The sequence below is a fragment of the Hahella ganghwensis DSM 17046 genome, assembly GCF_000376785.1.
Classification (GTDB): Bacteria; Pseudomonadota; Gammaproteobacteria; order Pseudomonadales; family Oleiphilaceae; genus Hahella; species Hahella ganghwensis.
On record NZ_AQXX01000139.1, the window covers coordinates 60,491 to 84,242 of the forward strand.

At 50.6% G+C, this 23,752-nt stretch carries 27 protein-coding genes; 14 read left to right on the forward strand and 13 right to left on the reverse strand.

The window, feature by feature from the left end; translation table 11 throughout:
• Positions 1-10: 10 nt before the first annotated feature.
• From F566_RS0126335 to F566_RS34195, 5 genes are all read left to right on the forward strand, one after another.
• Complete coding sequence (locus F566_RS0126335) at positions 11-1,363, forward strand: cytochrome c3 family protein (protein ID WP_020410037.1); 1,353 nt, start codon at positions 11-13, stop codon at positions 1,361-1,363.
• A 188-nt stretch (positions 1,364-1,551) separates the two neighbouring features.
• Positions 1,552-2,154 carry a Tll0287-like domain-containing protein gene (locus F566_RS0126340; RefSeq protein WP_020410038.1) on the forward strand — a complete coding sequence of 201 codons (603 nt, stop codon included), beginning with the start codon at positions 1,552-1,554 and terminating at the stop codon, positions 2,152-2,154.
• Between the two features lie 59 nt (positions 2,155-2,213).
• Positions 2,214-2,531, forward strand: a complete 318-nt coding sequence (locus F566_RS0126345) for a c-type cytochrome (RefSeq protein ID WP_026180331.1) — start codon at positions 2,214-2,216, stop codon at positions 2,529-2,531.
• Positions 2,532-2,688: 157 nt separating this feature from the next.
• Positions 2,689-3,531, forward strand: coding sequence for a hypothetical protein (locus F566_RS0126350; protein WP_020410040.1), 843 nt, complete (start codon positions 2,689-2,691; stop codon positions 3,529-3,531).
• A gap of 67 nt (positions 3,532-3,598) precedes the next feature.
• Positions 3,599-4,564 carry a Gfo/Idh/MocA family protein gene (locus F566_RS34195; protein ID WP_033416954.1) on the forward strand — a complete coding sequence of 322 codons (966 nt, stop codon included), beginning with the start codon at positions 3,599-3,601 and terminating at the stop codon, positions 4,562-4,564.
• 55 nt (positions 4,565-4,619) lie between these two features.
• On the opposite strand, the gene F566_RS0126360 is transcribed toward F566_RS34195, so the two are convergent.
• From F566_RS0126360 to F566_RS0126375, 4 genes are all read right to left on the reverse strand, one after another.
• Complete coding sequence (locus F566_RS0126360) at positions 4,620-5,381, reverse strand: hypothetical protein (RefSeq protein ID WP_020410042.1); 762 nt, start codon at positions 5,379-5,381, stop codon at positions 4,620-4,622.
• Positions 5,366-6,022, reverse strand: a complete 657-nt coding sequence (locus tag F566_RS0126365) for an RNA polymerase sigma factor (RefSeq protein ID WP_020410043.1) — start codon at positions 6,020-6,022, stop codon at positions 5,366-5,368. The genes F566_RS0126360 and F566_RS0126365 overlap by 16 nt, the downstream gene beginning before the upstream one ends.
• A gap of 71 nt (positions 6,023-6,093) precedes the next feature.
• A complete protein-coding gene (locus tag F566_RS34200) occupies positions 6,094-6,522 on the reverse strand; it encodes a COG4315 family predicted lipoprotein (RefSeq protein WP_020410044.1) in 429 nt (142 codons plus the stop codon).
• Between the two features lie 109 nt (positions 6,523-6,631).
• Positions 6,632-7,222, reverse strand: a complete 591-nt coding sequence (locus F566_RS0126375) for a phosphoribosyltransferase (protein ID WP_020410045.1) — start codon at positions 7,220-7,222, stop codon at positions 6,632-6,634.
• A gap of 208 nt (positions 7,223-7,430) precedes the next feature.
• Here F566_RS0126375 and F566_RS0126385 point away from each other — a divergent pair, with 208 nt between their 5' ends.
• A complete protein-coding gene (locus F566_RS0126385; RefSeq protein ID WP_020410047.1) occupies positions 7,431-7,997 on the forward strand; it encodes a phosphoribosyltransferase in 567 nt (188 codons plus the stop codon).
• A gap of 40 nt (positions 7,998-8,037) precedes the next feature.
• Here the strand turns inward: F566_RS0126385 and F566_RS34205 are convergent, their stop codons facing one another.
• A complete protein-coding gene (locus tag F566_RS34205) occupies positions 8,038-9,102 on the reverse strand; it encodes a diguanylate cyclase (RefSeq protein WP_020410048.1) in 1,065 nt (354 codons plus the stop codon).
• A 198-nt stretch (positions 9,103-9,300) separates the two neighbouring features.
• Between F566_RS34205 and F566_RS34210 the strand changes: the two genes are divergently transcribed.
• Positions 9,301-9,954: a GGDEF domain-containing protein gene (locus F566_RS34210; protein ID WP_020410049.1), complete on the forward strand. Its 654-nt coding sequence runs from the start codon at positions 9,301-9,303 to the stop codon at positions 9,952-9,954.
• A gap of 82 nt (positions 9,955-10,036) precedes the next feature.
• Here F566_RS34210 and F566_RS0126400 read toward each other — a convergent pair whose 3' ends face one another.
• From F566_RS0126400 to sufB, 7 genes are all read right to left on the reverse strand, one after another.
• On the reverse strand, positions 10,037-10,504 hold the full coding sequence (locus tag F566_RS0126400) for a SufE family protein (RefSeq protein ID WP_020410050.1): 468 nt from the start codon (positions 10,502-10,504) through the stop codon (positions 10,037-10,039).
• Between the two features lie 87 nt (positions 10,505-10,591).
• A complete protein-coding gene (gene sufT / locus F566_RS0126405) occupies positions 10,592-11,128 on the reverse strand; it encodes a putative Fe-S cluster assembly protein SufT (RefSeq protein WP_020410051.1) in 537 nt (178 codons plus the stop codon).
• 84 nt (positions 11,129-11,212) lie between these two features.
• Entirely contained in the window at positions 11,213-11,578 is a 366-nt protein-coding gene (locus F566_RS0126410; RefSeq protein ID WP_026180333.1) for a HesB/IscA family protein, read from the reverse strand.
• Between the two features lie 41 nt (positions 11,579-11,619).
• Positions 11,620-12,858, reverse strand: a complete 1,239-nt coding sequence (locus F566_RS0126415) for an aminotransferase class V-fold PLP-dependent enzyme (protein WP_020410053.1) — start codon at positions 12,856-12,858, stop codon at positions 11,620-11,622.
• A 22-nt stretch (positions 12,859-12,880) separates the two neighbouring features.
• Positions 12,881-14,200: a Fe-S cluster assembly protein SufD gene (sufD, locus tag F566_RS0126420; RefSeq protein ID WP_020410054.1), complete on the reverse strand. Its 1,320-nt coding sequence runs from the start codon at positions 14,198-14,200 to the stop codon at positions 12,881-12,883.
• Between the two features lie 58 nt (positions 14,201-14,258).
• Positions 14,259-15,020 carry a Fe-S cluster assembly ATPase SufC gene (sufC, locus tag F566_RS0126425; protein ID WP_020410055.1) on the reverse strand — a complete coding sequence of 254 codons (762 nt, stop codon included), beginning with the start codon at positions 15,018-15,020 and terminating at the stop codon, positions 14,259-14,261.
• A gap of 104 nt (positions 15,021-15,124) precedes the next feature.
• Positions 15,125-16,573, reverse strand: a complete 1,449-nt coding sequence (sufB, locus tag F566_RS0126430) for a Fe-S cluster assembly protein SufB (protein ID WP_020410056.1) — start codon at positions 16,571-16,573, stop codon at positions 15,125-15,127.
• 399 nt (positions 16,574-16,972) lie between these two features.
• Between sufB and F566_RS0126435 the strand changes: the two genes are divergently transcribed.
• From F566_RS0126435 to F566_RS0126455, 4 genes are all read left to right on the forward strand, one after another.
• A complete protein-coding gene (locus tag F566_RS0126435; protein WP_020410057.1) occupies positions 16,973-17,443 on the forward strand; it encodes an SUF system Fe-S cluster assembly regulator in 471 nt (156 codons plus the stop codon).
• Positions 17,444-17,753: 310 nt separating this feature from the next.
• Positions 17,754-18,095 carry a MaoP family protein gene (locus tag F566_RS0126445; RefSeq protein ID WP_020410059.1) on the forward strand — a complete coding sequence of 114 codons (342 nt, stop codon included), beginning with the start codon at positions 17,754-17,756 and terminating at the stop codon, positions 18,093-18,095.
• 92 nt (positions 18,096-18,187) lie between these two features.
• Complete coding sequence (locus F566_RS0126450; RefSeq protein WP_020410060.1) at positions 18,188-19,123, forward strand: type II secretion system F family protein; 936 nt, start codon at positions 18,188-18,190, stop codon at positions 19,121-19,123.
• A gap of 15 nt (positions 19,124-19,138) precedes the next feature.
• Positions 19,139-20,062, forward strand: a complete 924-nt coding sequence (locus tag F566_RS0126455; RefSeq protein ID WP_020410061.1) for an AEC family transporter — start codon at positions 19,139-19,141, stop codon at positions 20,060-20,062.
• Positions 20,063-20,140: 78 nt separating this feature from the next.
• Here F566_RS0126455 and F566_RS0126460 read toward each other — a convergent pair whose 3' ends face one another.
• On the reverse strand, positions 20,141-20,881 hold the full coding sequence (locus F566_RS0126460; RefSeq protein WP_020410062.1) for a sulfite exporter TauE/SafE family protein: 741 nt from the start codon (positions 20,879-20,881) through the stop codon (positions 20,141-20,143).
• Positions 20,882-21,296: 415 nt separating this feature from the next.
• On the opposite strand from F566_RS0126460, the gene F566_RS0126465 reads away from it, so the two are divergent.
• The 3 genes from F566_RS0126465 (at position 21,297) to acuI (ending at position 23,690) form a co-directional block, all read left to right on the forward strand.
• Positions 21,297-21,854: a TMEM165/GDT1 family protein gene (locus tag F566_RS0126465; protein WP_020410063.1), complete on the forward strand. Its 558-nt coding sequence runs from the start codon at positions 21,297-21,299 to the stop codon at positions 21,852-21,854.
• Between the two features lie 69 nt (positions 21,855-21,923).
• On the forward strand, positions 21,924-22,592 hold the full coding sequence (acuR, locus tag F566_RS0126470) for an acrylate utilization transcriptional regulator AcuR (protein WP_157497111.1): 669 nt from the start codon (positions 21,924-21,926) through the stop codon (positions 22,590-22,592).
• A 111-nt stretch (positions 22,593-22,703) separates the two neighbouring features.
• Complete coding sequence (gene acuI, locus F566_RS0126475) at positions 22,704-23,690, forward strand: acrylyl-CoA reductase (NADPH) (protein ID WP_020410065.1); 987 nt, start codon at positions 22,704-22,706, stop codon at positions 23,688-23,690.
• Positions 23,691-23,752 lie beyond the last annotated feature (62 nt).

Here is a 23,752-nt window from a genome sequence, read left to right on the forward strand (position 1 = left end):
AGATAGCAGAATGAAGTGGTTGAGTTGGGGGGGCGTCAGTATTCTGCTCAGTGTTTTTTGGGGCTGGAGTCTATTTGCCAAAGATCAGAATGCGCGGTACCTGATTGGTGAGACGACTGACGGCCATCACCAGATTGAGCTGGCCTGTAACAGCTGTCATGTGGCGCCCTTTGGTGGTGTCGAGCTGATACAGGAGGCCTGTACCAGTTGCCATGGTGCGGAGTTGGCTCTGGCAGAAGACAGTCATCCGAAATCCAAATTCACTGATCCGCGCAATGCTGCCCGTGTTGACCTACTCGATGCTCGTTATTGTGCAACTTGTCACATTGAACATCGCAAAGACGAAACCCATGCCATGGGGGTGACGCTGCCCGAAGACTTCTGCTTCTACTGTCATGAAGATATTGCAGAAGAACGTCCTACCCATGAAAACGTGCCGTTTACCGATTGTCTGAATTCAGGTTGTCATAACTACCACGATAATAAGGCCCTGTATGAGGACTTTCTGGTCAAGCATGCCGATCAGCCGGCGCTTGGTGTAAATCCTCACCAACCCGCACGTAACCTGCTTGAGCAAGTCATCGCAGAACAAGGCTTTGTCGAACCTATGACCCAGGCCGGTGCGGATCATCCTGCATCTTTGGATGTTTCCTCGGCGATTCTGGATGACTGGTTGCAAACGGCTCATGCCCAGGCGGGGATCAGTTGCCAGGGATGTCACCAGGGGAAGGATGCTGATGACTGGGTGGAGAAACCGGGCCTGAGTGCCTGTCAAACCTGCCATCAGATGGAAGCAGAAACCTTTATGCAGGGTAAGCATGGGATGCGGTTGGCAGTGAGTGATGAATTACCTTTGTCACCTATGACCCCAGCCATGGGGCGGCTTCCGTTCAAGCTTGAGTCCATTGACACTGAACTCTCATGCACAACCTGTCACGGGGCACATCGGTTTGATGCCCAAAAAGCGGCTGTGGAAAGTTGTTTGGGGTGTCATAACGATGAGCACTCTCTGAACTATCAGGCGTCCCCCCACGCCTTATTGCATGAGCTTGAAGTGGCGGGACAGGGAAATCCAGGAACCGGAGTGACTTGCGCTACCTGTCACATGCCCAGATTGGAGGGGGCCAGGTTGCAAAGGAGCAAGCCGGAAGGTTCTGAGCTGGAAGCCAAAGCTGTACAGGTGATGCACAACCAGAATGACAACCTGCGCCCTAACGAGAAAATGATTCGTTCAGTATGTATGGATTGTCACGGTTTTCCCTTTGTCCTTGATGCCTTGGCTGATCCTGAACTGATCAGGAGCAACTTTAATGGTCAGCCCTCGGTACATGTGAAAAGTATCGAATGGGCGACAGAGCGGTAGGGCTGGTAGCCAGGAAAAAGGACGGACATCAAATATAGGCGGTTGCCATAGATGTTTTCATAGATCGGGCGCGCAACCACCACTTCCAAACACGGCCTCGTCAGAAGGCCGGTAATAAAACGCAGAGCGTGGATTCTCTTTCGGCAGCTCCTGTCGGGTTAATGCTAAAAAGGTGAGAGGATAAACACATGAAACAACTGAAACCGGTAACCACAATTTCTGGAATGATGAAGGCTACAACATTTGGACTGACTGTTGCCTCCGGAATGATTCTCAGTGGCTGTGAAAGCGAGCCAGAAGGAATATCACCGCAACAGTTTACGGATGCACTACACAAAGTTATGGAATCTGACCGTGCGGTATACACGAAACAAGTGGTCAATCGTCTGGCCAAGGATGAGAAAGTCATTAAGGCCAGCGAGCATTTTATGGATGAAAAAGCCCTGCCGCTACCAGCGCAAATGTTCCGCTTCGGTGCAGAAATGGTGGCAAGCAAGACAGATGAGTTCAGTTATTCACTGCAGTCACTGTGGCCGATCAATAAACAGAATGCTCCGGTAACAGAAGTGGAAAAAACTGGTTTGAAGTTTATCTCTGATAACCCAGGAGAAAACTATTACAGCGAGGAAGAACTGGGCGGGCAAAAGTATTTTACGGCGGTATATCCGGATATTGCCGTCGCTCCCGTATGTGCTTCCTGTCACAACGAACATAAGGACACACCGCGGAGCGACTTCAAAGTCGGTGATGTGATGGGCGGCGTGGTTATCCGGGTGCCACTCGGGTCGTGATATTTAGATTGGATAAGGAGGATTGCATGAGCTCCAGGCTCAGAGGTCGGAAAGGAAGCGTGAAACTTCTGCTTATCCTGGCTTTTGTCGTTACTAGCGGATGCCGTGGTAATGAGGAAATCTCCGAAACTGGCAAGGCAGTGTGGGAAGCCAACTGCAGGGTATGTCACCAGCAGGGGCTTGGTGGCGCGCCTATGATTGGAAACCAAAAGCAGTGGCAGCCCAGAATCGCGCAAGGATTGCCAGTGTTAATCGAGCATGCAACTCAAGGATACTCGGGATCTACAGGTGTGATGCCAGCCCGGGGAGGGAACCCGGGGTTGCCGGACGCGCAGCTCAGATCAGCCGTTGAATATATGGTGTCTCAAAGCCGGTAATCTGCACTGAATATTTGAAATATTACACTGTATTACATTTCGGCTCTGGTTAGTGTTGTAAGTCCGGTTATGCTTTGTACAGGCAGAATGGCTCAAGAGGCCTTCTGCCTTATCGATCAGTCGAGCAATAAAAATAAAAGACGAATGAGAGACCGCCATGTACTGCACTTTCAACCGCTATCTTCAGCGCTGGATATCCCGCGTTTTCTGTTTTCTACTGTTCTCTTCCGGAGTTTTGATTTCCGTCAACAGCCTGGCCGCTCAAAGTGGTGAGGAGTTGCTTCAGAAAATTCATCAGGCCCGTCTTCAGACCTATCTGCTGTTGACCGACTACTATAATTTCAGCGCCAATGTGGGCGACAAACATTTACTGGAGGGAATGGCCGCAGGAGAGAACGCTATAGATTCGTTGATCAAGCGACTTTCAGCAGGGCATGACTCCCCGGAATATCTGGCGACACTTAGCCAAACCCAGGAACACTGGGTTAAATACAAATCTTTGTTGTCACAAAATATCAATGACCTTAAAACACTCGGATATCACGAGTTGCAGCTTGTGTTTCAACTCGCGCAACTGAATGTCGATGTTGGCACCGCGCTTGGACGCCTTTACCAACTGGTGATAGATCAAAAGCAGATCAAATTGCCGGATGTGATTATCAGAACCAGGCATTCCGCCTTTACCATGGCTGTCATGATGACGAAATACTCGGCCCGCAGTACCTCCAATATCAGTCAGGTGTTTCAGGGGGAAGACCCCGAAGAGACTCTTGATATTCTGGCCGGAGAGTTTGACCGTAACCTTGGACTGCTCATCAATACAGATTACGTAGATACAGCCACCAATACCCTGCTGAAGAAGGCTCAGATCAAATGGAACTTTATTCGCAGCTCGTATATGAATTACAACGAAAACAACGTTAACTTTGTGGTGAACCTGTATTCACGCCAGATAATAGAGTCGTTAGATATAAGCGCCACTGCTCCTATGCAAGGATAACCTGTTAAGGCATCGTCTCCTCGGTTATGCTGGACAGCTATTAATGCTGTTTGACCAGGAGACTGCAATGAGTGCGATTCGATGGGGGATATTGTCGACCGGCAACATGGCTCGCCAGTTTGTGGAAGACTTTCAGTATAGCCAAGGGGGAATATTAAAGGCTGTTTGTTCCCGCCAGCAGAAAGACGCTGAAAGTTTTGCCGGGGAGTTTGGCCTGGAATATGCCTATTCCTCACTGGACAATATGCTGGAGAAGGGGCAGGTGGATATTGTCTATATTGCCAGCCCTCACAGCCATCATTATGACGCCGCGATGACAGCGATCAGGGCCGGAATTCCCGTTCTCTGTGAAAAGCCCATGACGTTGACACTGCAGGAGACGGAAGCTCTCTACGAAGCTGCCGACAAGGCTGGCGTTTTCCTGATGGAAGCATTATGGAGCCGATTTAACCCCGCCATTGCTGAGGCGGTGGATATGGTTCGACAAGGGCGAATAGGTGAAGTGAAAAGTGTGCAGGCCAATTTCGGGTTTGCGGCTGACGTCCCTGACTCGCACCGACTCCTGAATCCCGCGCTTGGTGGTGGAGCTTTGCTGGATGTGGGAATTTACCCGCTGTTTCTGTCGCTACTGATGCTGGGGGATGTTAAGAAAGTTCAATCCCGGGTTGAGACAGGTGCAACGGGAGTCGATCTTTATGAAGACATCTGGCTTGAACATGAGGAGGGAAGAACCTCCAGTCTGACCGCTTCAATCGACCGATATTTGCCCAATACTGCGGTAATCAGTGGCAGTAAAGGTTATATTGAATTCCCCAGCCACTGGTTTGCAGCCAGGTCGCTGAGGTATTACAGGGAAGGGGAAGAAGCGGAATGGTATTCTTTCGATTTTCCGGGCAATGGGTGGCACTTTGAAGCGACACATGTCAATGAATGCCTGTTATCCGGGCAGACAAAAAGCCCAGTATATACCCCCGAAGACTCTATCAGGCTTGCTGCAACCGTGGATTGTCTATTGGCTCAATGGAAGTCTTGATTGTCAAGGGCCGGTGTGTCGACTGGCTCCCGGGTTGATCCGGGAGCGTCTGGGATCAGGTCTGTGACCACTCTTTCAGCTGCAGGCAGGGGCCTTGGAACACCAATCGGTTGGGATCAAGCTGCGAAGAGTTCGTATTCACCAGTAATCGGCTGCTCTGTGTCAAAGCTTTCCATCCGGGTTTGGATAAAGACCAAGAACTTCCTGGTTCCGGGAGTGCACCCAGGTAGGTGTAGGCGTGGGTCTCACTGTCTTCTGCCCATAGATGTAATTCCTGCTCGGGAGCCGGGTCGGCCTGTTTTGACCACTGCAATGTCAGGAATGATTTGCCGGACGCTGTGCCCTGGTAACCGCTGATGACGAAAACAACGTCATCAGCATTGGTCATTGCCTGCATGGGAGCCAGATAATCAGCGCCCCGCGCTTTCCACTCTGTGCCGGCAGGCTGGGTAACAACAAATACCAGGAGCATCAGGCTGGCCAGGGCACTGCCAAGTCCCAGCCACTTCCAGATCATGTTAGAAGGCGAGAAAGACCGGCTTTCGGTTGCTGATCTGTGTGACTCCCGCGAAGTCTCCTGGAAAAGGCGTTTCTGCAAATTCTCCAGGGTTTGAGCTGGAGGCTGCATAGAAGGTAAATCCGCCTGTAGCGGGGATAAGCTGTCGGACCAGTCCGCAACGGCTTGTCGGAGCTGAGGCGTGACCCTGAGCAATGTTTCCATGCGCTTTTGTACCAACGGAGTCATATGCCCGGCAACATATTGTGCAGCCAGGTGGTCGCAGACCTCCGGGTTTTTATATCTTACGCACTCAGACATTTCTTTAACTCCAGCAGACCTCTTCTGATCCAGGCTTTCAGGGTGCCTAAAGGTTTTTGCATTTTGGTACTCAAATCACTGTGACTGTATCCGTGAACATAAGACAGCAATATGGCTTCACGGGCATCCGGCGACAGCTGTGACAGGCATTGCTGCAGTCCATGGCTGTCAGCGGGGCAGCTCAGGTTGTCGGACATTGTCTGTAACAGAAGATCCGTGTCTTCCCTGGTATCTTCCGGTTTGCGTTGCAGGCTTCTCAGCCGGTCCAACGCAGCATTACGTGCCATGACCGTCAGCCATCCCCAGGCAGAACCCGTTCCTGCATAGGTTTGCGCCTGATGCCAGACTTTGACAAAAACTTCCTGCAGCACGTCGGCGCTTTCATGGGGGTCTCTTAGAATCCTGTCAATGACGGCCATGAGTTTGCCGGAAGTCTTGTGGTAAAGAGCCTCAAAGGCTTTTCTGTCTGACAGGGCAATGCGCCGGAAAAGATCATCCAGATCTCCAAACAGTGGAACCTCAGTCGTTTCCTGTCTTCTTGCTCTTGGGTCGATTTCTGCCTTCAGTGTTATCCCTGCCCTAAACGTGGATAAGTACAATGGGGATCTGCTGGCGGTGCAGCAGATCCAGGTACGCATCATACTTGTCTACTACAAGGTTTATCTACCCCTCAAGAACAATATCGGGGGAGTGGGCTGGCACAAGACCGGAATCAGTAACTGCCGCCTCCGCCATATCCGCCTTGACGTTTCGGGGTTTCGTACGGAATTACGTGCCAGACACCGCCTCGGCCATTGCCTGCAGCGTCACCGGGTCCTGTATCCTTAAACCAGGTATACAGCGGTGATCCTTTGTGAGCCCATTGTTGGCTTCCGTCTTTACGGACAATGATGCTGTAGTCTCCACCCGGTTGTGCATCCTGACCTGCCAGATAGGGAGGCCATTTGGCGGCACATTCACCATAACAGTTGGACTGACCATCACGGTCTTTATCAAAGGTGTAGAGTGTTTTGCCTTCAGGGGTTGTCAGTACGGTGCCGGCAGAGGTTTCGTGGGAATTCACAGGAGTATTGCCTCCGGTATAAGCGCAGGCGGCAAGGCTCATAGACAGTAGAATAGTGGCGATGGGTTTAAAGTTCACGATATCTCTCCTCACAATAATTGAAGTATTCAATCATTAAGACGTCAGAGAGACCGGGTTTGGATGCAATCAGGATGAAAGAAATTTCCGGATGGAAAAAAAGCCCCGATCAGGAGCTTTTTTGGCATTCTTCCAGAATTGGCAGGACGTAGGGTTTGTTCTGTTTGATTTCTTCCAGCGAAAGGCCATTAAGCTCGTATGGGAATACCAGCCAGTCATCCGTGGTGTGGAGGCAATAGTCAGGCTTCAGGGTGGTTTTGTTGAACGCGGGCCTTTCCCACAATGTTGCAATATGGACTTCTTTTGGCATGTTGCGCTTACAGTTGCGTTCCAGTTTATCCACTACCGCTTTGATATTCAGGCCGGTACTGAAAACATCGTCAACGATCAGCAGGCCATCATCTGCATTGAGGTTTTCCAGCAGGTACTGGGTGCCGTGTACACGGATTTCCGTGTTCGGAGAGGCAACCATGTTGTGATAGTAGGGTTGTCCCCGGTAGGAGGTTCTCAGGGCGATATGGTCCGTTTCCACGCCAAGGGTCTGCAGACACTCCTGAACATAAATACCGATGGAGCTGCCACCCCGCCATAACCCGACGATGAAAGTGGGGCGGAATCCGCTCTCGAATATTTTCACGCCCAGGCGGAATGCATCGAGAATGAGTGATTCTTCATCAAGATAGCGTTTTTTCATAGCCATATGGTTGCCAAAGTCGAATTAGAGAGTGAATATACCGGATTGCAAAAAAAATGCGACATTGAAGCAGGGTCCGGGCGCAGTAATATACCGCCGGATTTGCCTTCCCGCCACCCGATGCGATTACAATATGCGATTAAGGTGGCAGGTCCCATTTAAGTGTTGGGCCGTAAGGCCCGGATAATGTTATTGAGAAGATGTGTAACCACGTATGAGCGAAAAACAGTACCTGACAGCACAAGGGCTATTGGAAGATTCCTATCGTCTGGCGGCAAAAATTATCAGCAGTGGCTTTCGACCCACGTTTATGCTGGCCATCTGGCGGGGAGGGGCTCCCATCGGCACTGCGGTACAGGAGTTTCTCGACTTCCACGGTATCACAACTGACAATATCGCCATTCGTACCTCTTCCTACAGCGGCATTGACCAGCAAAGCCGCCAGGTCAAAGTGTTTGGGCTCAATTATCTGGTCAAGAACGTGCAAAGCCATGACCGACTGTTAATCGTGGATGATGTTTTTGATACCGGGCGCTCAATAGAAGCCATTATCGATGAGTTGCGTAAGCGGGCTAGATTGAACACGCCTGAGGATATCCGGGTTGCCGTGCCTTACTACAAACCCAGTCGTAACCAGACCGGTCGTGTTCCTGATTATTTTATTCATGAAACGGAAGCCTGGCTCAAATATCCACACTCACTGGAAGGCTTGAGCGCGGACGAGATTGCCCGTAATCGTCCCCAGATCTACGAAATTATCAAAGATCACTTGCCCGGCTAGAACAGATCCGAGACAGGAAAGAGAAGGGGAAAGGGCTTGGCTATATCCAGGTAAAGTCCTCAGACAGGTTGCCTTCGAGTTCTTTTTCGCCGGTAACCTTATTTCTGCCGTTTCTCTTGGACTGATAAAGGCATGCGTCTGCGCGTCGCATCAAATCCTCAATGCTTTCCCGCGATTGGTAGCTGCCTACGCCAGCGGAAATTGTCAGAGAGCCCAGTTTCTTGTTTTCTTTGCTGTCCGAAAGTGGCTGTTTGGAAATTTTCAGCCGACAGTTTTCTGCCACAGACATGGCACCTTCGTAGCTTGTATCAGGCAATAGAATGGCAAATTCCTCTCCACCTACCCGGGCAACGTCGTCGCTGCCTCTGACACACTGAGTCAGACTGGAGGCAACGTAGCGCAATACTTTATCCCCGATAGAATGACCAAACTGATCGTTAAATTGTTTGAAGCAATCAATATCAATCAGGATGACAGATAAAGGTGCCTGTTCCTGAGCGCTTAGGTGAACAGCTTTATCCAACGCTATATCAAAGGCCCGGCGATTTTTGACCCGGGTCAGCGAGTCGGTGTTCGCTTCTTCATTCAGGCGCTCCATTTCCTGGCGAAGGTCCTTGATATCATTGGCCATGCTGCAGACAGTCTGCTGCAGGTTGTGGGTCGCATGTTCCCGTTTACGGGTCTCCGTCAAAAGCTCTTTGATCATTTCCTGCAGCCCGTCGGAAGTCGATACATGCTGGATCTGGGCTGAAAACTGTTGCAGTGTTTTGGAAAAGTCAGACAGTTGCTCGCCCTCATCGGCAAGGTTGTCCAAGAGTTCAGTGATTATCTTGCGGACACTGTCCTTGAGTTTATTGATTTCAGCCTGTTCACTGCTGCATAGGATGTACTTCTCGTAGAGCTCAGCGTTGACTTCATCGGTATACTCGGACTGCTTTTTATCCAACTCATATACGTGAGACTTCAACCCCAGGTTCTTACCAACGGTATATTCGTACCAGACAGCGTAGTTTTCCGGGGTAGTGGGAATCTTACGCTTGCTCATTTCAGGGAGCGTCTGCTTAAGATACTGAATTGCCTCGGAGAGGTCAGTCTTACGGTTCATCTATCACGCCTGTGGTGTGTATACGGCTTATGTTTTATGGCCCGAACTTTTTTGAAAAAGTATAGTTGAGAAATTGTGACTTCATATATAGCCAATGTGTCTGACTCATCATTGAGATGCAGTCCGGGAGGCGATTTGTGTTGCATAGTCTAAACTAAAACCTTGAAAGACATGATAGTTTAGGGGCCTCCCCAAAATATGAGTGAAAGCTTGATTACTTCTCCGTTTCTCTGGGCCAGTATTGTTCTGCTGCTGATTATTTCAGCAATGGCCTGGAAGTTGAGAACGGTGCAACTCAGGCTCAAGGATGCGACCATACACGATCACACAACCCATGCTCTGGAGTGGCCTTACAACGAGCAGGAAGCCTCTCGCATGGTAAAACATTGTGAGAGATACAAGGAAGCCATCAGTTTTCTGATGCTTGACGGAGATCATTTTCGACGCATATATGATGATCACGGGCCGGAGGCCGGACAGGAAGCCATGTCTGTGTTGGCTCAGTCAGTCACCAATGTAATAAGGGAAGTGGATATTTTTGGCCGCTACGGGAGTGGTAAGTTCATCATTTGCCTGCCTTCGACTGAGCTGAATGGGGCGGTCATCCTGGCAGAAAGAATTCGGCAGGCCGTCGAAGACATCAAACCGAGGAGCTATCGATCAAACTTCACCATCAGCATTGGCTGCGCGGAAAAGCAGAGCCAGGAAAACATGAATGAGGTGATCAAACGGGCGAATCAGGCGCTGGAAAGGGCTAGGGCGGCCGGTGGAAATCGGGTTGCTGCGTCAAAAAATCATGAGGCCAAAAGCCATAAAAATGCTGTCTGGCCCAACTTGCGAAAATCGCTGTAGATCATATTCCGGCACACCCAGAATAAAGCCACTCTAGTATTTATCCCGACTAAAACCGTTGTAGCGCTAGTCCCGAATCTGTTCAGGCTTGCGCGCACTGACGTGCGGTATCCTGAATTTTCTTTACCATTGCTCGCAAGCCGTTACCGCGGGTAGGGCTCAGGTGCTTTAATAAGTCCAGGTCCTGAAACAGGGCATCCATGTCGAATTGAGCAATGTCCTGGGGAGATCGGCTGTTAAAGGCAATCATGACTACAGCTGCCAGGCCCCTGACAATCATCGCGTCGCTGTCTACCAGAACATACAGTTTGTTGTGCTCTTTATCGAAATAATGCACAAACCAGACTTGGCTTTGGCAGCCATGGATATAGTTTTCCTCGGTGCGATGCTCTTCAGGCATGGCCGGCGCTTTTTTCCCCAGGTCGATAACGTAGCCGTAGCGGTCTTCCCAGTCATCGAGAAACTCAAAGTTTTCTTTCACTTCTTCCAGGGTGGTATCGGTACCCAGTGGGTTGGACTTGAAAATAGTGATGTCAGCTACGGCAGTCATTGAAGTATCTGTTTCTCTGTGTCAATTCGGTTAATGGGGGGTTCTTCTCAGAGTGTTCTGGAAATGCGAATTCTTGGAATGACAGAGCTAAAGCATTCCCAGTTCCAGTTTGGCTTCTTCGCTCAGCATATCGTTGTTCCAGGGAGGATCAAAGACCAGTTCAACATTCACGCTGTCGACATTGGGAACCCGGCTGACCTTGAATTTGACGTCATCCGCAATGACCGGACCCATTCCACACCCGGGGGCGGTCAACGTCATTTCGATATAAACGTGATTATTATCACCGTCCTTGCCGATGGAGACGTTGTAAACCAGTCCCAGGTCGACAATATTCACGGGAATCTCCGGATCGAAAACCGCTTTTAACGCTTCCCAGACATGCCGCTCATTGATCTCTCCGTCTTTGACGTCATCGAAATTGAAGTCGGCGGTATCCTTGCCCAGAGCATCCGCGTCTTTGCCTTCCACCCTGGCAAGGTTGCCATTTACGACTACCGTGAATGAGCCCCCCAGAGCTTGGGTAATCGTCACAAAGGTGTCAGACGGGATCGTGATCTCGGTCCCGGCTGGCACCAGTCGGGCTGGACATTCGCGTTTGGTAAGGACGACTTCGCGTTCCATGTTTTGCCTTTATCTCAAGAAAAAAGTATGCCGAAAAAGAGTCTATCGAATAAATAAAACCAGTTACCAGGGAATCTGATGAAATCAGGCTTCCTGTCGGATGGATATACTCTCACCGCATCCACATTCGGATTCGGCATTGGGGTTATTAAATCTGAACATGGAGTTCAGGCCCTCTTTAACAAAATCGATTTCCGTTCCATTGAGCAGAGGCAGGCTCTTGGCGTCGACATAAATCGGTATATCACCGTCGACAATAAATTTGCGATCGTCTTCCCCAGGCTGGGTAACCAGGTCCACGACATACATGTAGCCGGAACAGCCGCTGGGTTTCAGGGCAATACGAAACCCTTCTGCTCCCGGCGCCTTATCAATCTGTTTGCGAATGTGGGCCGCCGCGGACGGGGTAATACGCACTCCCACTTCTGGTGTAAAGGTTTGCGCGCTCATACTAAGTGCATCTCCTGCTGTTTCTTTCATTCCCAAATCAATCAGCGAAATAGCTTTACTATCTTCTGTAGGGCGGCGAACAGTTTTTCAACCTCGTCTACAGTGTTGTAAAACGCAAAGGACGCTCTGCTGGTGCCGGGTATGCCCAGATATTCCATCAGAGGCTGTGCACAGTGATGCCCTGTGCGTACTGCTATACCTTGTTGGTCCAGCAATGTTCCCATATCGCTTGGGTGCAATCCGTCTACCACAAATGAAAAGACCGAAACCTTGTCAGGAGCTTTGCCGATCAGCTTGAGTCCGACAACATCGGCAGAAAGCTTCAGGGCGGTTTGCAGTAACTGGTCTTCATGGGCCTTGAGCTGTGCTTTATCGAACTGCTCCAGATAGTTCAATGCGGCGCCCAAGCCAATGGATTCCGCGATGGCGGGGGTGCCTGCTTCGAATTTGAAAGGCAGCTCGTTAAAGGTGGTGCCACTGAACGAAACTCTTTCGATCATTTCGCCGCCGGACTGGTAGGGCGGCATGGCGTCGAGAAGCTCTTTGCGGCCATAAAGTGCCCCGATACCGGTGGGTCCGAATACTTTGTGGCCTGAAAATGCATAGAAATCACAGTCCAGATCCTGCACATCCACTTCCAAGTGAGGGGCGCCCTGGGCGCCATCAACCACAACGATGGCTCCTGCTTCATGAGCAAGGCGGGTGATTTCCTTGATCGGATTAATGGTCCCCATGGCATTGGAGGCATGATTAACCGCCACAATCCTGGTGTTTTCGGTCAACAGCGATTTGAAGGCCGCCATATCGAGCTCTACCTGCTCATTGATAGGGATGACTTTCAGGTTGGCACCAGTTTGTTGTGCCAGTATCTGCCAGGGAACAATATTGGAGTGGTGTTCCAGTTGGCTGACAATGATCTCATCACCGGTCTTGAGGTTGGATCGACCATAGCTCTGGGCGACCAGATTGATGCCTTCGGTGGTACCACGTACCCAGATAATCTCTTCCCGAGAAGGAGCATTCAGGAATTTGCGTACCTGATCTCGCGCTGCTTCGAACTCACCCGTCGCCCGGTCGCTCAGAGCGTGTGCTCCGCGATGAACGTTTGAGTTGGTTTCTCGGTAGTAGCGGTTCATGGCCTCAATCACCACCTCAGGCTTCTGAGAGGTGGCGGCATTGTCAAAATAAACCAGTGGGTGACCGTTCACCTGTTGATTCAGGATAGGAAAGTCATCTCGAATTGCGTTTACATCAAAAGGCCGCTTAATTGCCTGAGTCATCTGTTTTCTCCCGGCCTGCCTGCTATTTAGCGCCGTCCTGGCAATGTTGATAAAACTCTTCCGCGGACTGCTGGACATGGGCATGAACAGTGTCGATATCCATTTCGTTCAGTACTGTTTCGATAAACGCATGGCTCAGCATCCGGTTCGCATCAGCCTTGGAAATGCCGCGGGTCTGGAAGTAGTAAAGGGACATTTCATCCAATTGTCCGACAGTCGCTCCGTGAGCACACTTGACATCGTCAGCGTAGATTTCCAGTTCAGGCTTGGTATTGACTTCGGCCGTGTTGGTGAGCAGCAGATTCTTATTGCTCATATTGGCATTGGACTGCTGGGCATCCCGGTGGATATGGATGCGGCCATTGAATACCGCCTTCCCCTGGTCTGTGATAATGCCTTTGAAAACCTCTTCACTGGTGCAATGCGGAGCAACATGATCGATAGCGGTGTGGTAATCCACGTGTGACTGGCCGCCGATCAGATAGGCACCGAAGAGTTTGCAGTCAGCCTGCGGGCCGAGCAGTTTGATCTGGATATCCCGGCGCTTCAGAGCGCTGCCGGTGGCATAGTTGTGTTCTATAAACTGGCTGCCTGCCTGCTGCTCCACGAAAACTGCGCCGGTATGAATGTGCTGGGCACTTTCGGAGTTCAGAGCGTAATGGGTCAGGTGACTGTTATCTGCCAAAAATACTTCCGTGATGACGTTGCGCATCTGCACTTTGCCTGCTGTATCCAGGAAGGTTTCCAGCACGGTACCTTTGGCGCCCTGCTCAACCACGATCAGTACCCGATTATGGCTTGAGAAGCCTTCATCCTGGCTGCCGTTGGCGTGAACAATCTGTATTGGTTTCAGTGGTTTGCTGTCGGCCTTGATATGAATCAGCACGCCGTCCTGGAGTGTGCTGGCATTCAATGCAGCAAACGGATGATCCTGAATACCGAATGTCTTGTTGAGATGGGCTTTGATCAGGTTTTGCTGGTCTGCTGTGGCATTGGCAAACGGGACTAGCTGTAATGCGGGATCCTGAATCTCCGGTGTTGACTGCAGTTCGCCGTTCAACAGGGTAATCGTGTAAAAATCACCGTCGATACCAGAAACCTGGGCTGAATCCGCCGCACTTTTTAATTGCAGGACATTGCCCTGGACAATCGACGCTATCGGGGTGTACTTCCAGTTTTCAGTTTTACGAGTCGGTAACTGTATTTGTTCGAACTGTTCCAGCCCCAGTTGACGCTCGGCATTCAGCCAATGCAGGCCCTCAGGAAGTTGGTCTCCCCAGGCTTTGGCTGCATTGAAGCAGTCCTGGTGGAATTCTTGATAAGGATTGGTGCGCGTTGACATATCTAACCTGTATCTGTTCAGTCTAATCCGTGTTCCGGGTGATTCGTGTTACACGGAATCAGGCCACGCTCTTCTCATCATCAATGTTCAGCCAGCCATAGCCTTTTTCTTCCAGTTCCAGAGCCAGCTCGCGACCTCCGGATTTCACAATGCGTCCATTGGCCAGAACATGTACATAGTCCGGCACAATATAGTTCAGCAGGCGCTGATAGTGCGTGACGAGAATGACGGCACGGTCAGGGCTACGCAGTGCATTGACACCGTTGGCAACGGTTTGCAGCGCGTCAATGTCCAGACCGGAATCTGTTTCATCAAGCAAAGCCAGTTTCGGCTCCAGCATCAGCATCTGCATGATCTCATTACGTTTCTTTTCGCCGCCGGAGAATCCTTCGTTGACTCCACGCTTCAGGAAGTCGGGGTCCAGATTGACCATGCCGATTTTCTGGCGGGCCAGTTTCAGAAATGAAGCGGCATCCAGTTCTTCTTCCCCACGATATTTGCGAATGCTGTTCATGGCGGTGCGCAGGAACTGAATATTGCTGACGCCTGGAATTTCTACGGGATATTGAAAAGCCAGGAAAATACCTTCACGGGCGCGGTCTTCAGGCTCCAGTTCCAGCAGGTCTTTACCGAAGTAACTGACTTCCCCTTCGGTCACTTCATAACCATCGCGACCTGACAGTACATGGGTCAGGGTGCTCTTACCGGAACCGTTTGGGCCCATAATGGCGTGAACCTCGCCGGGTTTCACTTCCAGGGTCAATCCCTTGAGAATGTCCTTGTCTTCGACTCGTGCGTAAAGGTTCTTGATGCTTAACATATTTGATCCCGTTATCTTTGTTCGCTGCCTGTATCTGAGCCGTCGGCAACGCTTTTCAGTCTGAATTCAAAACTTTGTTGCTAATTCTTTCAGGCCGGGCAGGGTTATCCCACCGAGCCCTCCAGGCTGACTTCCAGAAGTTTGCCGGCTTCTACCGCAAACTCCATCGGCAATTCTTTGAATACCTCTTTGCAGAAGCCGTTGACGATCATGGAAACGGCACGTTCTGCATCAATGCCCCTTTGGCGGCATAGAAACAACTGTTCATCACTGACTTTGGAAGTAGTGGCCTCGTGTTCAACGACGGCACTGTTGTTTTTGCTTTCGATATAGGGGAAGGTATGGGCTCCACACTTGGAACCGATCAGCAGGCTGTCACACTGGGTGTAGTTGCGGGCATTTTCGGCTTTGGGGCCAACACGTACCAGACCACGATAGCTAGCATCGCTTCGTCCGGCTGAAATGCCTTTAGAGATGATCGTACTCCTGGTGTTTTTCCCCATGTGGATCATCTTGGTACCAGTATCTGCCTGCTGCATATTATTGGTCAGGGCCACGGAATAGAACTCGCCCACACTGTGGTCGCCTCTGAGAATAACGCTCGGGTATTTCCAGGTGATGGCTGAGCCCGTCTCGACCTGGGTCCAGGAAATCTTGGAATGAGCCCCGGCGCAGAGGCCGCGCTTGGTGACGAAGTTGTAGATACCGCCACGACCTTCTTCATCACCCGGGTACCAGTTCTGAACGGTGGAATACTTGATTTCCGCCCCTTCCAGTGCCACCAATTCGACAACCGCGGCATGCAGCTGGTTTTCGTCGCGCATTGGCGCAGTGCAGCCTTCCAGATAGCTGACATAGCTACCTTCGTCCGCGATGATCAGAGTCCGCTCGAACTGGCCGGTTTTGGCAGCGTTGATACGGAAATAAGTCGAAAGCTCCATTGGGCAGCGAACACCCTTGGGCACGTATACGAAGGACCCGTCGCTAAAAACAGCGGAGTTTAGTGAGGCGAAAAAATTATCCCGGGTGGGAACCACACTACCCAGGTACTTTTCCACTAGCTCCGGATGATTCTGAACGGCTTCAGAAATGGAGCAGAAAATCACGCCGGCGTCAGCGAGTTTTTCTTTAAAGGTGGTGGCAACCGATACACTGTCGAATACAGCATCGACGGCAACCCCTGCCAGAGCAGCACGCTCATGCAATGGGATACCCAGTTTTTCGTAGGTCTTCAGCAGTTCCGGATCAACTTCGTCCAGACTCTTGGGGCCGTCTTTTTGGGATTTGGGCGCGGAGTAATAGATGATATCGTTGTAATCAATCTTGGGATAGTGAACGTGCGCCCACTCCGGCTCTTCCATCTGTTGCCATTCACGATAGGCCTTCAGGCGCCAGTTCAACATGAACTCAGGCTCGTTTTTCTTGGCAGAGATGAAGCGGATAACGTCTTCATTCAGACCTGGATCGAGCGCATCGCTTTCGATGTCGGTAATAAAGCCGGCTTCGTACTCGCGCTTGATGTATTGGTCGACGGAATTTTCCGGGGTGGCCATGGGTTTACTCCACTTGCGGATAACGGTTTGATTCACACTTGTCAGCTTTGCTTCCGACAGGCAAAAACAAAGACATTCACAACATTCAGTTTGCTGCCCGGATCAATAAATCCCGCTAAGATCAATAATCCGAAGTCACAGCAATACTCCGAGTCATTGCCTGACGATCCTTTTCCACTCCTGTGTTCACTGTCATCTTGAATCTGGTGATCATCATGGGTGGTTCAACAAGTTGTCGTCCCGCTCTGAGTCAGAGTTTTTTCATAATTCTTGAGTTGGTTGCTAGGGTACTTAAACCGCCCGTTTAAATCAATACCAAATTGGTAATCAATCGGGAAACGCGTTAGAATCAAAGGGCTTCAAGCTTCCAGAAACCTAAAATGATCAGAGAACTATCCTATGTTACGACTGGCCCGACTAGCCGATTACGGATTGCTCATTGCCTCATCCCTGGCAGACCCGGGAGGGGAGCTGGTGAAATTGGACCAGGTGGCAGAACAGACCAATCTGGCAATTCCAACCGTCAGGAAGGTCATGAAACAGCTGGTAGATGGTGGTGTGGTTCGCTCTGAGCGTGGCGTCAAAGGGGGCTATTGTCTGGCTTTTCCAGCACATCATATCAGTCTCGCCAAAGTCATTCGCTCGCTGGAAGGTGGTGTCGCACTGACCGACTGCTGTGATGAAGACCGCCTGTGCGACGTCATGCAGGCTTGTACTGTTCATGCAAATTGGTCGGTGATCAATCAGACCGTTAATGAGATCTTTGAAAGATTAACCCTGCATGATATGAAACGTCGTTTGTCCAAGCTGGACGTCATTAAGAAAGTGCGTGTGGACTCTGATGTCATGGCTGTGGTGATGGAAGGGTAGTGGTTACACAGGCTTCTTTATAACGACATACACTATCCTCATTCCTGCGCCAGACATTCCTCAAAATCTGCTCTATTGTCATCCAATCGTAAGACGAAATTCATAGCATCTCGCAAAAACCACAATTTTTTCACATTTTTGCGTTTTTTTTTGTTGTGCTGACCCTGATGTTTGCACATAATCGCGCCAAATAGACTATGGTCATATTTAGGTCGTCTGAAAACCGGTGGAAGCCTCGTAGCCTATGGCCTCCCGGTGTTTCAGGTTTGTAAGATTTTTGCTTCTTGCTAGACGGATGAGGAGCCTTGTTATGAACCAGAAAGACTTTGCCAGCAGTAAAGTTTTTTACGACAACAAAAACTTTCCCCGGGGCTTGGCCCGGTCCGGTATTTTTGCCAGGAAAGAAGCTGAGTTGATTGAGCGTAACGGCTTTGCCTATCAGGAGCTGACCAATGGTAATCGTGACCCCAGCACTGACGCAGAAGCCCGTTTCGTCAAGGCTATGAACGGAGAAGAGCCCGTTCTGACTGAGCATGAAAAAGTCTGGCTGAAATATCTGAAGCATATCGGTACACGGCGTGTTGCTTACACGACTGGAATGGCGTTTGCCATGTCCGATATGTCAGATTCAACCGATCTGGATACCGACTGATAAAGAAAGGCGTGTAAAGGCGCCTTTCTTTTTTGTGTCTCGTCTCTATACTGTTTTGCAGTTAACCTGCAGAACAGGATTCGTTTGTTTTAATGTCATACTCTTCCTACCTGGCCAGTAACCGGGCCGTGTTGTTTGCCAATCTTGGCCAAGCCTTGCATAACGGGGACAAGTTTCCCGAAATTTTTGATAACGTGGCCGATATCTCGCCGGATTGCTTTGCCAAATCACTGGCCGGCCTGGCTAACGCCGTGCGTGAGCAACCTGATAAGCCGCTTCTGGAACATATGAAAGAGGCTCCTTTGTTTCTGGCTTGGGAGCTGAGATTTATTCAATTTGGTCTGGCAACCCTGAAAATTGAAGAAGTGTTTGCCAGACTCTGTGAATATTACGTGATGATTGGTCAGCCCACGGGACGTCTAATGCGCTGGACAGCGGGACTCTGGGGAATCCTGTCTTTTACCGGAGGCTATCTGGCCTATGTTCTATCCCCTGTATCCACGTCGTTATGGTATGGAGTGGGGACTTTGGTATTACTCTTGATAGTGGGAGTACTTGCGGCCTCACCGGCAATGGGTGGTTGGGTGGCCCCGGATTCCAGGTTCTGGAGACTGGCAGCCAGACTGCCGCAATTCCGTTCATTGGTGGTGGCTCGCAGCGTATATCAGTATCTGTTGAACCTGGGGCTCTGTATTCAGGGAGGTATGGATTTGTCCCGGTCCCTGAAAGTCTGTGCCAAGTCAGAACCTATCAGCTGGTTGAGGCAGCGTTATCAGGGCGTTGCCGCGGATGTGGCGAATGGTAATCAGATTTCCAAGGCGTTTATTGCCAGTGGCATACTGGCTGAAACCAGAATCACGGCACAGCCTAAAGAACAGCACCCCAAGGGAGGGAAGCTCTGGGAGCCGGGAATTACGGATATTGTGCGTCAGTCCTATACTGACCAGCTGGATTTTGCCGCCCGTTTTCTGCCGCTGCTGTTAATGGTCCCGTTGGCAGTTATCTGGGTATATCTTGCTCTGCAGTGAGTCTGGCCTACCCCGATGGATGTATTCTTCACCTTACTGGTACAGCTCATTCCGCTTTATCTTTTGATAGGGCTGGGGTTCATTGGTGGTCGTTTTCTTGAGGTTGAGAGCCGTCACTTTGCCGGACTGATGATCTATATCATTACCCCGATCGTGATATTCACGGGCACGGTTCAGGCAGAGATTTCCCCGGCAGTGATTCTTGTCCCGCTATGGATGTGGGGATTGAGTGCACTTAATGGTGGTGCTTTTCTTTATCTGGGCAAGCGGGTGCTGGGGGATAGTCGGGCCAATATCCTGGCGCTGTTAGTGGGAACCGGCAATACAGGTTATTTTGGGATTCCAGTTGCCTTGATCCTGTTTCCCGCCGATCAGGTTGGGCTGTATATCATCGCCATGCTGGGGGTGACCTTATATGAAAACTCCCTGGGATTCTATTGGGCCGCCAATGGCCGTTATTCTGCGCGCGAAAGCTTCTTCAAAGTGCTTCGCTTACCGTCTCTGTATGGCTTCCTGGCGGGGCTGGCTCTGAATCTTTCGAACCAGGATATCCCTGAACTGTTTGGGCCTCTGGTAGAGAACATACGCGGCGCCTATACAGTCTTGGGGATGATGATCATCGGGGTGGGGATATCCCGCCTGAAGGTGGAGGCGGCAAGCCTGAATTTTTCATTACTGGTCATGTTTGGGAAATTCGTCAGCTGGCCCATACTGGCGGTTATTCTGGTGAGTCTGGATACCTGGTTTTTCCAGGCGTACAGCAGTCAGATACATGCTTCCATATTACTGGTGTCTATTACGCCTCTGGCGGCCAATTCTGTCGTGATTGCAGCGTTGCTCAACATACATCCACAGAGGGTCGCTTTGCTGACGCTGGTCAGCACAATGATCGCCTTGTTCTATATCCCGTTTATGGTGGGCCTTCTGGGTATCCGGTGAGAGCTGCACTGGCCACCATATCGTCCGGTTAGTGGTCTCAAGGCAACGGCCTCATGACAACGCACGTATGCCGCTATCTTATAGTAACGGCCGCACTACGAGTGTTAATCCGGCCAGCGCGGTAAAGATCAGAATCACCCGGTTAAACCATAGTTGTGGGATCCATTTAAGAAATCGTTTACCTGCGTAAGCGCCAATCAGAACCAGCGGAATGGTGCTCAGGTAGGTGAGCAGGTAGTAGTCCTTGAAAATGCCCAATGCCCCGTAAACAGGTATCTTGGTCAAGTTCACACAGAAGAAAAATATGGCGGAAGTGCCGACGAATCCGTGCTTGTCGATCTTCAGCAGAAGCAGGTAAAGAGAGATTATAGGGCCTGCGGCATTGCCGACCGTTGTTGTAATACCGGCAAGAACGCCTGATGCTCCTCTGACCTTTCCAGGATGATCCAGCGCCCATTGTGTAATCCTGGGGCGAAAAGGTTCCAGACTGACCAGCATCAGTATCAATATACCAATGACAGGCCCCAGACTATTGTTATCCAACAGCAGCAGGATACCTGCGCCGGCCACGATACCGGCCAGTATGGTCGGCATCATCTTTCTCAGCTCTTGCCAGTGTGCCTGTCGCCAATAGAGACTCACTGCCACCAGGTCTCCGGTCAGCAAATACAATAAGGTAATCCCCAAAGCGTCCTTCGGTGGAAACATCAGGGCAACTGTTGCTGATATCAATGCTCCGAGTGCTGGAACGCCAGCTTTTACAAACCCTGTAAACAAAGCCACTGCAGCGAGAAACCAAAAAAGATGTGATTCGAGCATTTCCTTTGACAGACCTGAGATTCAGCAAGAGGGGACCGGGAGACCAGAGGACGATAATACATCAGTGATGCTATCGGTGAAGAACTTATAGATAAAATTGTTCTTATACCACTGTGTACAGGCATTGATTTAATGCCGGATTATGATGTTGATGAAGTTAATACTGATCACTATTGTTAAGATCCCAGTATTGATGACTTTCTGATTTTAATGGTAAAGTGCGCTGGCTCTTGAGGGAGTAATCAGCCGGGCAACAAATGACCGGAGTCTGTATCAACAAACTTGAACCTCAATGTTCATGGTGCAGACGTCCTGCTTTCATTGAAAGAGGATTGATGAGACTTGAGACAAGTGGCACTGGTCTAGGTGGGCAGTGGCGTTTGTCTTTGGTTTGATTCCCACCTGAGGTTATTTAATGGAAGCCCTTTTCAGTTCCACTCTTGCCGTCGCTATCGCGGAAATCGGCGATAAAACCCAACTCCTCTCTCTCTTTCTTGCTGCCAGGTTTGCACATCGCTATGCGATTATCCTGGGGATTCTTGTTGCCACTCTGATCAACCATGCCGTTTCTGCCTGGCTGGGAGTCTGGGCGATGCAATTTGTCCCGGATGGCTGGGAACACTGGTTGATCGGCGGAAGCTTTATCCTTGTTGGTCTCTGGGTGTTGATTCCCGATAAGGATGAAGGGGCTTCTGGATCTCTTGATCGTTATGGTGCTTTCGTCGCAACGACGGTGTTGTTTTTCCTGGCCGAAATTGGTGACAAGACTCAGGTGGCAACGGTCGTTCTTGCTGCCCAGTATCAAAGCTTATTACTCGTGACCCTGGGAACCACCCTGGGAATGTTGATTGCCAATGTTCCGGTGGTACTTGCCGGCAACTGGATCATGCAGAGGTTACCAATGCACCTGATGCGTTGGACTGCCTGTGCTGTATTCATCCTGCTGGGAATTCTCAGTATCGCTCTTGTCTGATTATGGCGATTTCTGATGAAGCGATTTACCTGATTGAAAGAATTAGACGGTCGGTCTAATATTCTTTGCATGACGTTAACCTTCTCATCTACAAAAGTTCCTCAGGGAACACGGCGCAGAGGGCGTCCTCCGGCTGGATCAAGCAATCCCGAGGCGACCCGTGAATCTATTATCCGGGAGGGAATGGTGTTGCTGACTGAGAAGGGAGCCACCGCCACCGGTATTGACCAGGTTCTGAAGAGAGCCGGGGTGCCCAAGGGGTCTTTTTATCATTATTTTTCCAATAAAGACGCCTTCCTGGAAGCTGTGCTGAATGCCTACGGCCAGTCTTTTGCCAGACTCCTCGATGGCTACTTCAAGGATGAACAATACAGTCCTATGCGGCGTCTTCAGAATTTTATAGACGGTGCCTGTGTGTGGATGCAGAAACACGATTTTCGCAGGGGTTGCCTGCTGGGTACCATGGGACAGGAAATGCCACTATTACCAGCAGTTCTCAGAGAAGAAATTGACGCCACCATGCGTGATTGGGAGCAGCGCCTGGCCAAGTGTCTGAGCCAGTCTATTGAGGCCGGGGAGCTGGATGAACAAGCGGATGCTGATATCCTGGCGGCCTGCTTCTGGACTGGTTGGGAAGGGGCGGTACTCAGAGCGCGTATGAAACTGGATACTCAACCGATGAAGCAGTTTGGTGACTATTTTATTAACAGTCTGATCAGGCCTGATAAGACGCCATAGGACCTGTGACGGCATGGTTGTCAAGCGTTGAACTGAGCGTGAATACCCGGAGCAATATCCGGTTTTTTTTAACTCATTAATTAGACGATCGGTCTAAATAAAGGTGATGTCATGTTTCGAGGTTTACTGATCAATAAAGACGATGATACCTACAGTGCCGGCCTGGCGGATATTGATGAAGCTTCGCTACCGGAGGGGGAGGTCACTGTTGATGTGGAATACTCCACTCTGAACTATAAAGATGGATTGGCCATTACTGGCAAAAGTCCAGTGGTCCGCAAGTTTCCTATGGTGGCCGGCATCGATTTTGTAGGCACGGTGTCTGATAGCCAATCCGATGAGTTCAAGGTTGGTGACAAAGTACTCCTGAATGGCTGGGGGGTTGGGGAAGTTCATTGGGGAGGATTGGCGCAAAAAGCCAAAGTGCCGGCCAAGTGGCTATTTCAGGTGCCGGAAGGAATGGCATCGCGTCAGACGATGATCATCGGAACTGCCGGTTATACCGCCATGCTGTGTGTACAGGCACTGGAAGAGCAGGGTGTGATGCCGGATGCCGGGGAAATATTGGTGACAGGGGCGGCAGGAGGTGTTGGCAGTATCGCGTTGTTTCTGCTGGCACAAAGGGGGTATTCCGTCGTGGCCAGTACCGGCAGAGTGGAATCTGAAACAGCCTATCTGAAGTCACTCGGGGCAACTGAAGTCATGGACCGTAGCGTGTTGAGTGAGCCGGGTCGTCCGTTAGGCAAAGAGCGTTGGGCGGGAGCTGTGGATGTGGCCGGCAGTCATACGCTAGCCAACGTCTGTGCCACGACTCGATATGGCGGGGTGGTGACGGCCTGTGGTTTGGCCCAGGGAATGGACTTTCCTGCGTCGGTAGCTCCGTTTATTTTGCGTGGCGTTCGGCTAATTGGTGTGGATAGCGTTTATTGCCCAATGCCGAAAAGGCTGCGTGCCTGGGAAGCCCTGAGTCAGGAATGGAAAGCAGAACGTCTCGGTGAGCTGGTGGAGGAGATCGGTTTATCTGAAGTTGTGGAGTACGGGGAAAAGATTCTCAGTGGTAAGGTTCGTGGTCGTCTGTTGGTAGATGTGAATCGCTAGACTCTTGCAGATCTGACAGGACGCCCGTATAGCCACAGGACTACTGGCTGTGCGGGAATCTG

What these genes read in the sequence shown, in the direction of transcription:
- F566_RS0126415 (WP_020410053.1), bottom strand. Translation starts at nt 12,858, where the DNA reads ATGACTCAGGCAATTAAGCGGCCTTTTGATGTAAACGCAATTCGAGAT.
- F566_RS0126400 (WP_020410050.1), bottom strand. Translation starts at nt 10,504, where the DNA reads ATGACTGCCGTAGCTGACATCACTATTTTCAAGTCCAACCCACTGGGT.
- F566_RS0126375 (WP_020410045.1), bottom strand. Translation starts at nt 7,222, where the DNA reads ATGGCTATGAAAAAACGCTATCTTGATGAAGAATCACTCATTCTCGAT.
- F566_RS0126410 (WP_026180333.1), bottom strand. Translation starts at nt 11,578, where the DNA reads ATGAGCGCGCAAACCTTTACACCAGAAGTGGGAGTGCGTATTACCCCG.
- F566_RS0126460 (WP_020410062.1), bottom strand. Translation starts at nt 20,881, where the DNA reads ATGCTCGAATCACATCTTTTTTGGTTTCTCGCTGCAGTGGCTTTGTTT.
- F566_RS34210 (WP_020410049.1), top strand. Translation starts at nt 9,301, where the DNA reads ATGAGTGAAAGCTTGATTACTTCTCCGTTTCTCTGGGCCAGTATTGTT.
- acuR (WP_157497111.1), top strand. Translation starts at nt 21,924, where the DNA reads ATGACGTTAACCTTCTCATCTACAAAAGTTCCTCAGGGAACACGGCGC.
- sufT (WP_020410051.1), bottom strand. Translation starts at nt 11,128, where the DNA reads ATGGAACGCGAAGTCGTCCTTACCAAACGCGAATGTCCAGCCCGACTG.
- F566_RS0126335 (WP_020410037.1), top strand. Translation starts at nt 11, where the DNA reads ATGAAGTGGTTGAGTTGGGGGGGCGTCAGTATTCTGCTCAGTGTTTTT.
- F566_RS0126435 (WP_020410057.1), top strand. Translation starts at nt 16,973, where the DNA reads ATGTTACGACTGGCCCGACTAGCCGATTACGGATTGCTCATTGCCTCA.
- F566_RS34195 (WP_033416954.1), top strand. Translation starts at nt 3,599, where the DNA reads ATGAGTGCGATTCGATGGGGGATATTGTCGACCGGCAACATGGCTCGC.
- F566_RS0126350 (WP_020410040.1), top strand. Translation starts at nt 2,689, where the DNA reads ATGTACTGCACTTTCAACCGCTATCTTCAGCGCTGGATATCCCGCGTT.
- F566_RS0126360 (WP_020410042.1), bottom strand. Translation starts at nt 5,381, where the DNA reads ATGTCTGAGTGCGTAAGATATAAAAACCCGGAGGTCTGCGACCACCTG.
- F566_RS0126465 (WP_020410063.1), top strand. Translation starts at nt 21,297, where the DNA reads ATGGAAGCCCTTTTCAGTTCCACTCTTGCCGTCGCTATCGCGGAAATC.
- F566_RS0126445 (WP_020410059.1), top strand. Translation starts at nt 17,754, where the DNA reads ATGAACCAGAAAGACTTTGCCAGCAGTAAAGTTTTTTACGACAACAAA.
- sufB (WP_020410056.1), bottom strand. Translation starts at nt 16,573, where the DNA reads ATGGCCACCCCGGAAAATTCCGTCGACCAATACATCAAGCGCGAGTAC.
- F566_RS0126455 (WP_020410061.1), top strand. Translation starts at nt 19,139, where the DNA reads ATGGATGTATTCTTCACCTTACTGGTACAGCTCATTCCGCTTTATCTT.
- sufD (WP_020410054.1), bottom strand. Translation starts at nt 14,200, where the DNA reads ATGTCAACGCGCACCAATCCTTATCAAGAATTCCACCAGGACTGCTTC.
- F566_RS0126340 (WP_020410038.1), top strand. Translation starts at nt 1,552, where the DNA reads ATGAAACAACTGAAACCGGTAACCACAATTTCTGGAATGATGAAGGCT.
- sufC (WP_020410055.1), bottom strand. Translation starts at nt 15,020, where the DNA reads ATGTTAAGCATCAAGAACCTTTACGCACGAGTCGAAGACAAGGACATT.
- F566_RS0126385 (WP_020410047.1), top strand. Translation starts at nt 7,431, where the DNA reads ATGAGCGAAAAACAGTACCTGACAGCACAAGGGCTATTGGAAGATTCC.
- F566_RS34205 (WP_020410048.1), bottom strand. Translation starts at nt 9,102, where the DNA reads ATGAACCGTAAGACTGACCTCTCCGAGGCAATTCAGTATCTTAAGCAG.
- F566_RS0126450 (WP_020410060.1), top strand. Translation starts at nt 18,188, where the DNA reads ATGTCATACTCTTCCTACCTGGCCAGTAACCGGGCCGTGTTGTTTGCC.
- F566_RS0126365 (WP_020410043.1), bottom strand. Translation starts at nt 6,022, where the DNA reads ATGATGCGTACCTGGATCTGCTGCACCGCCAGCAGATCCCCATTGTAC.
- acuI (WP_020410065.1), top strand. Translation starts at nt 22,704, where the DNA reads ATGTTTCGAGGTTTACTGATCAATAAAGACGATGATACCTACAGTGCC.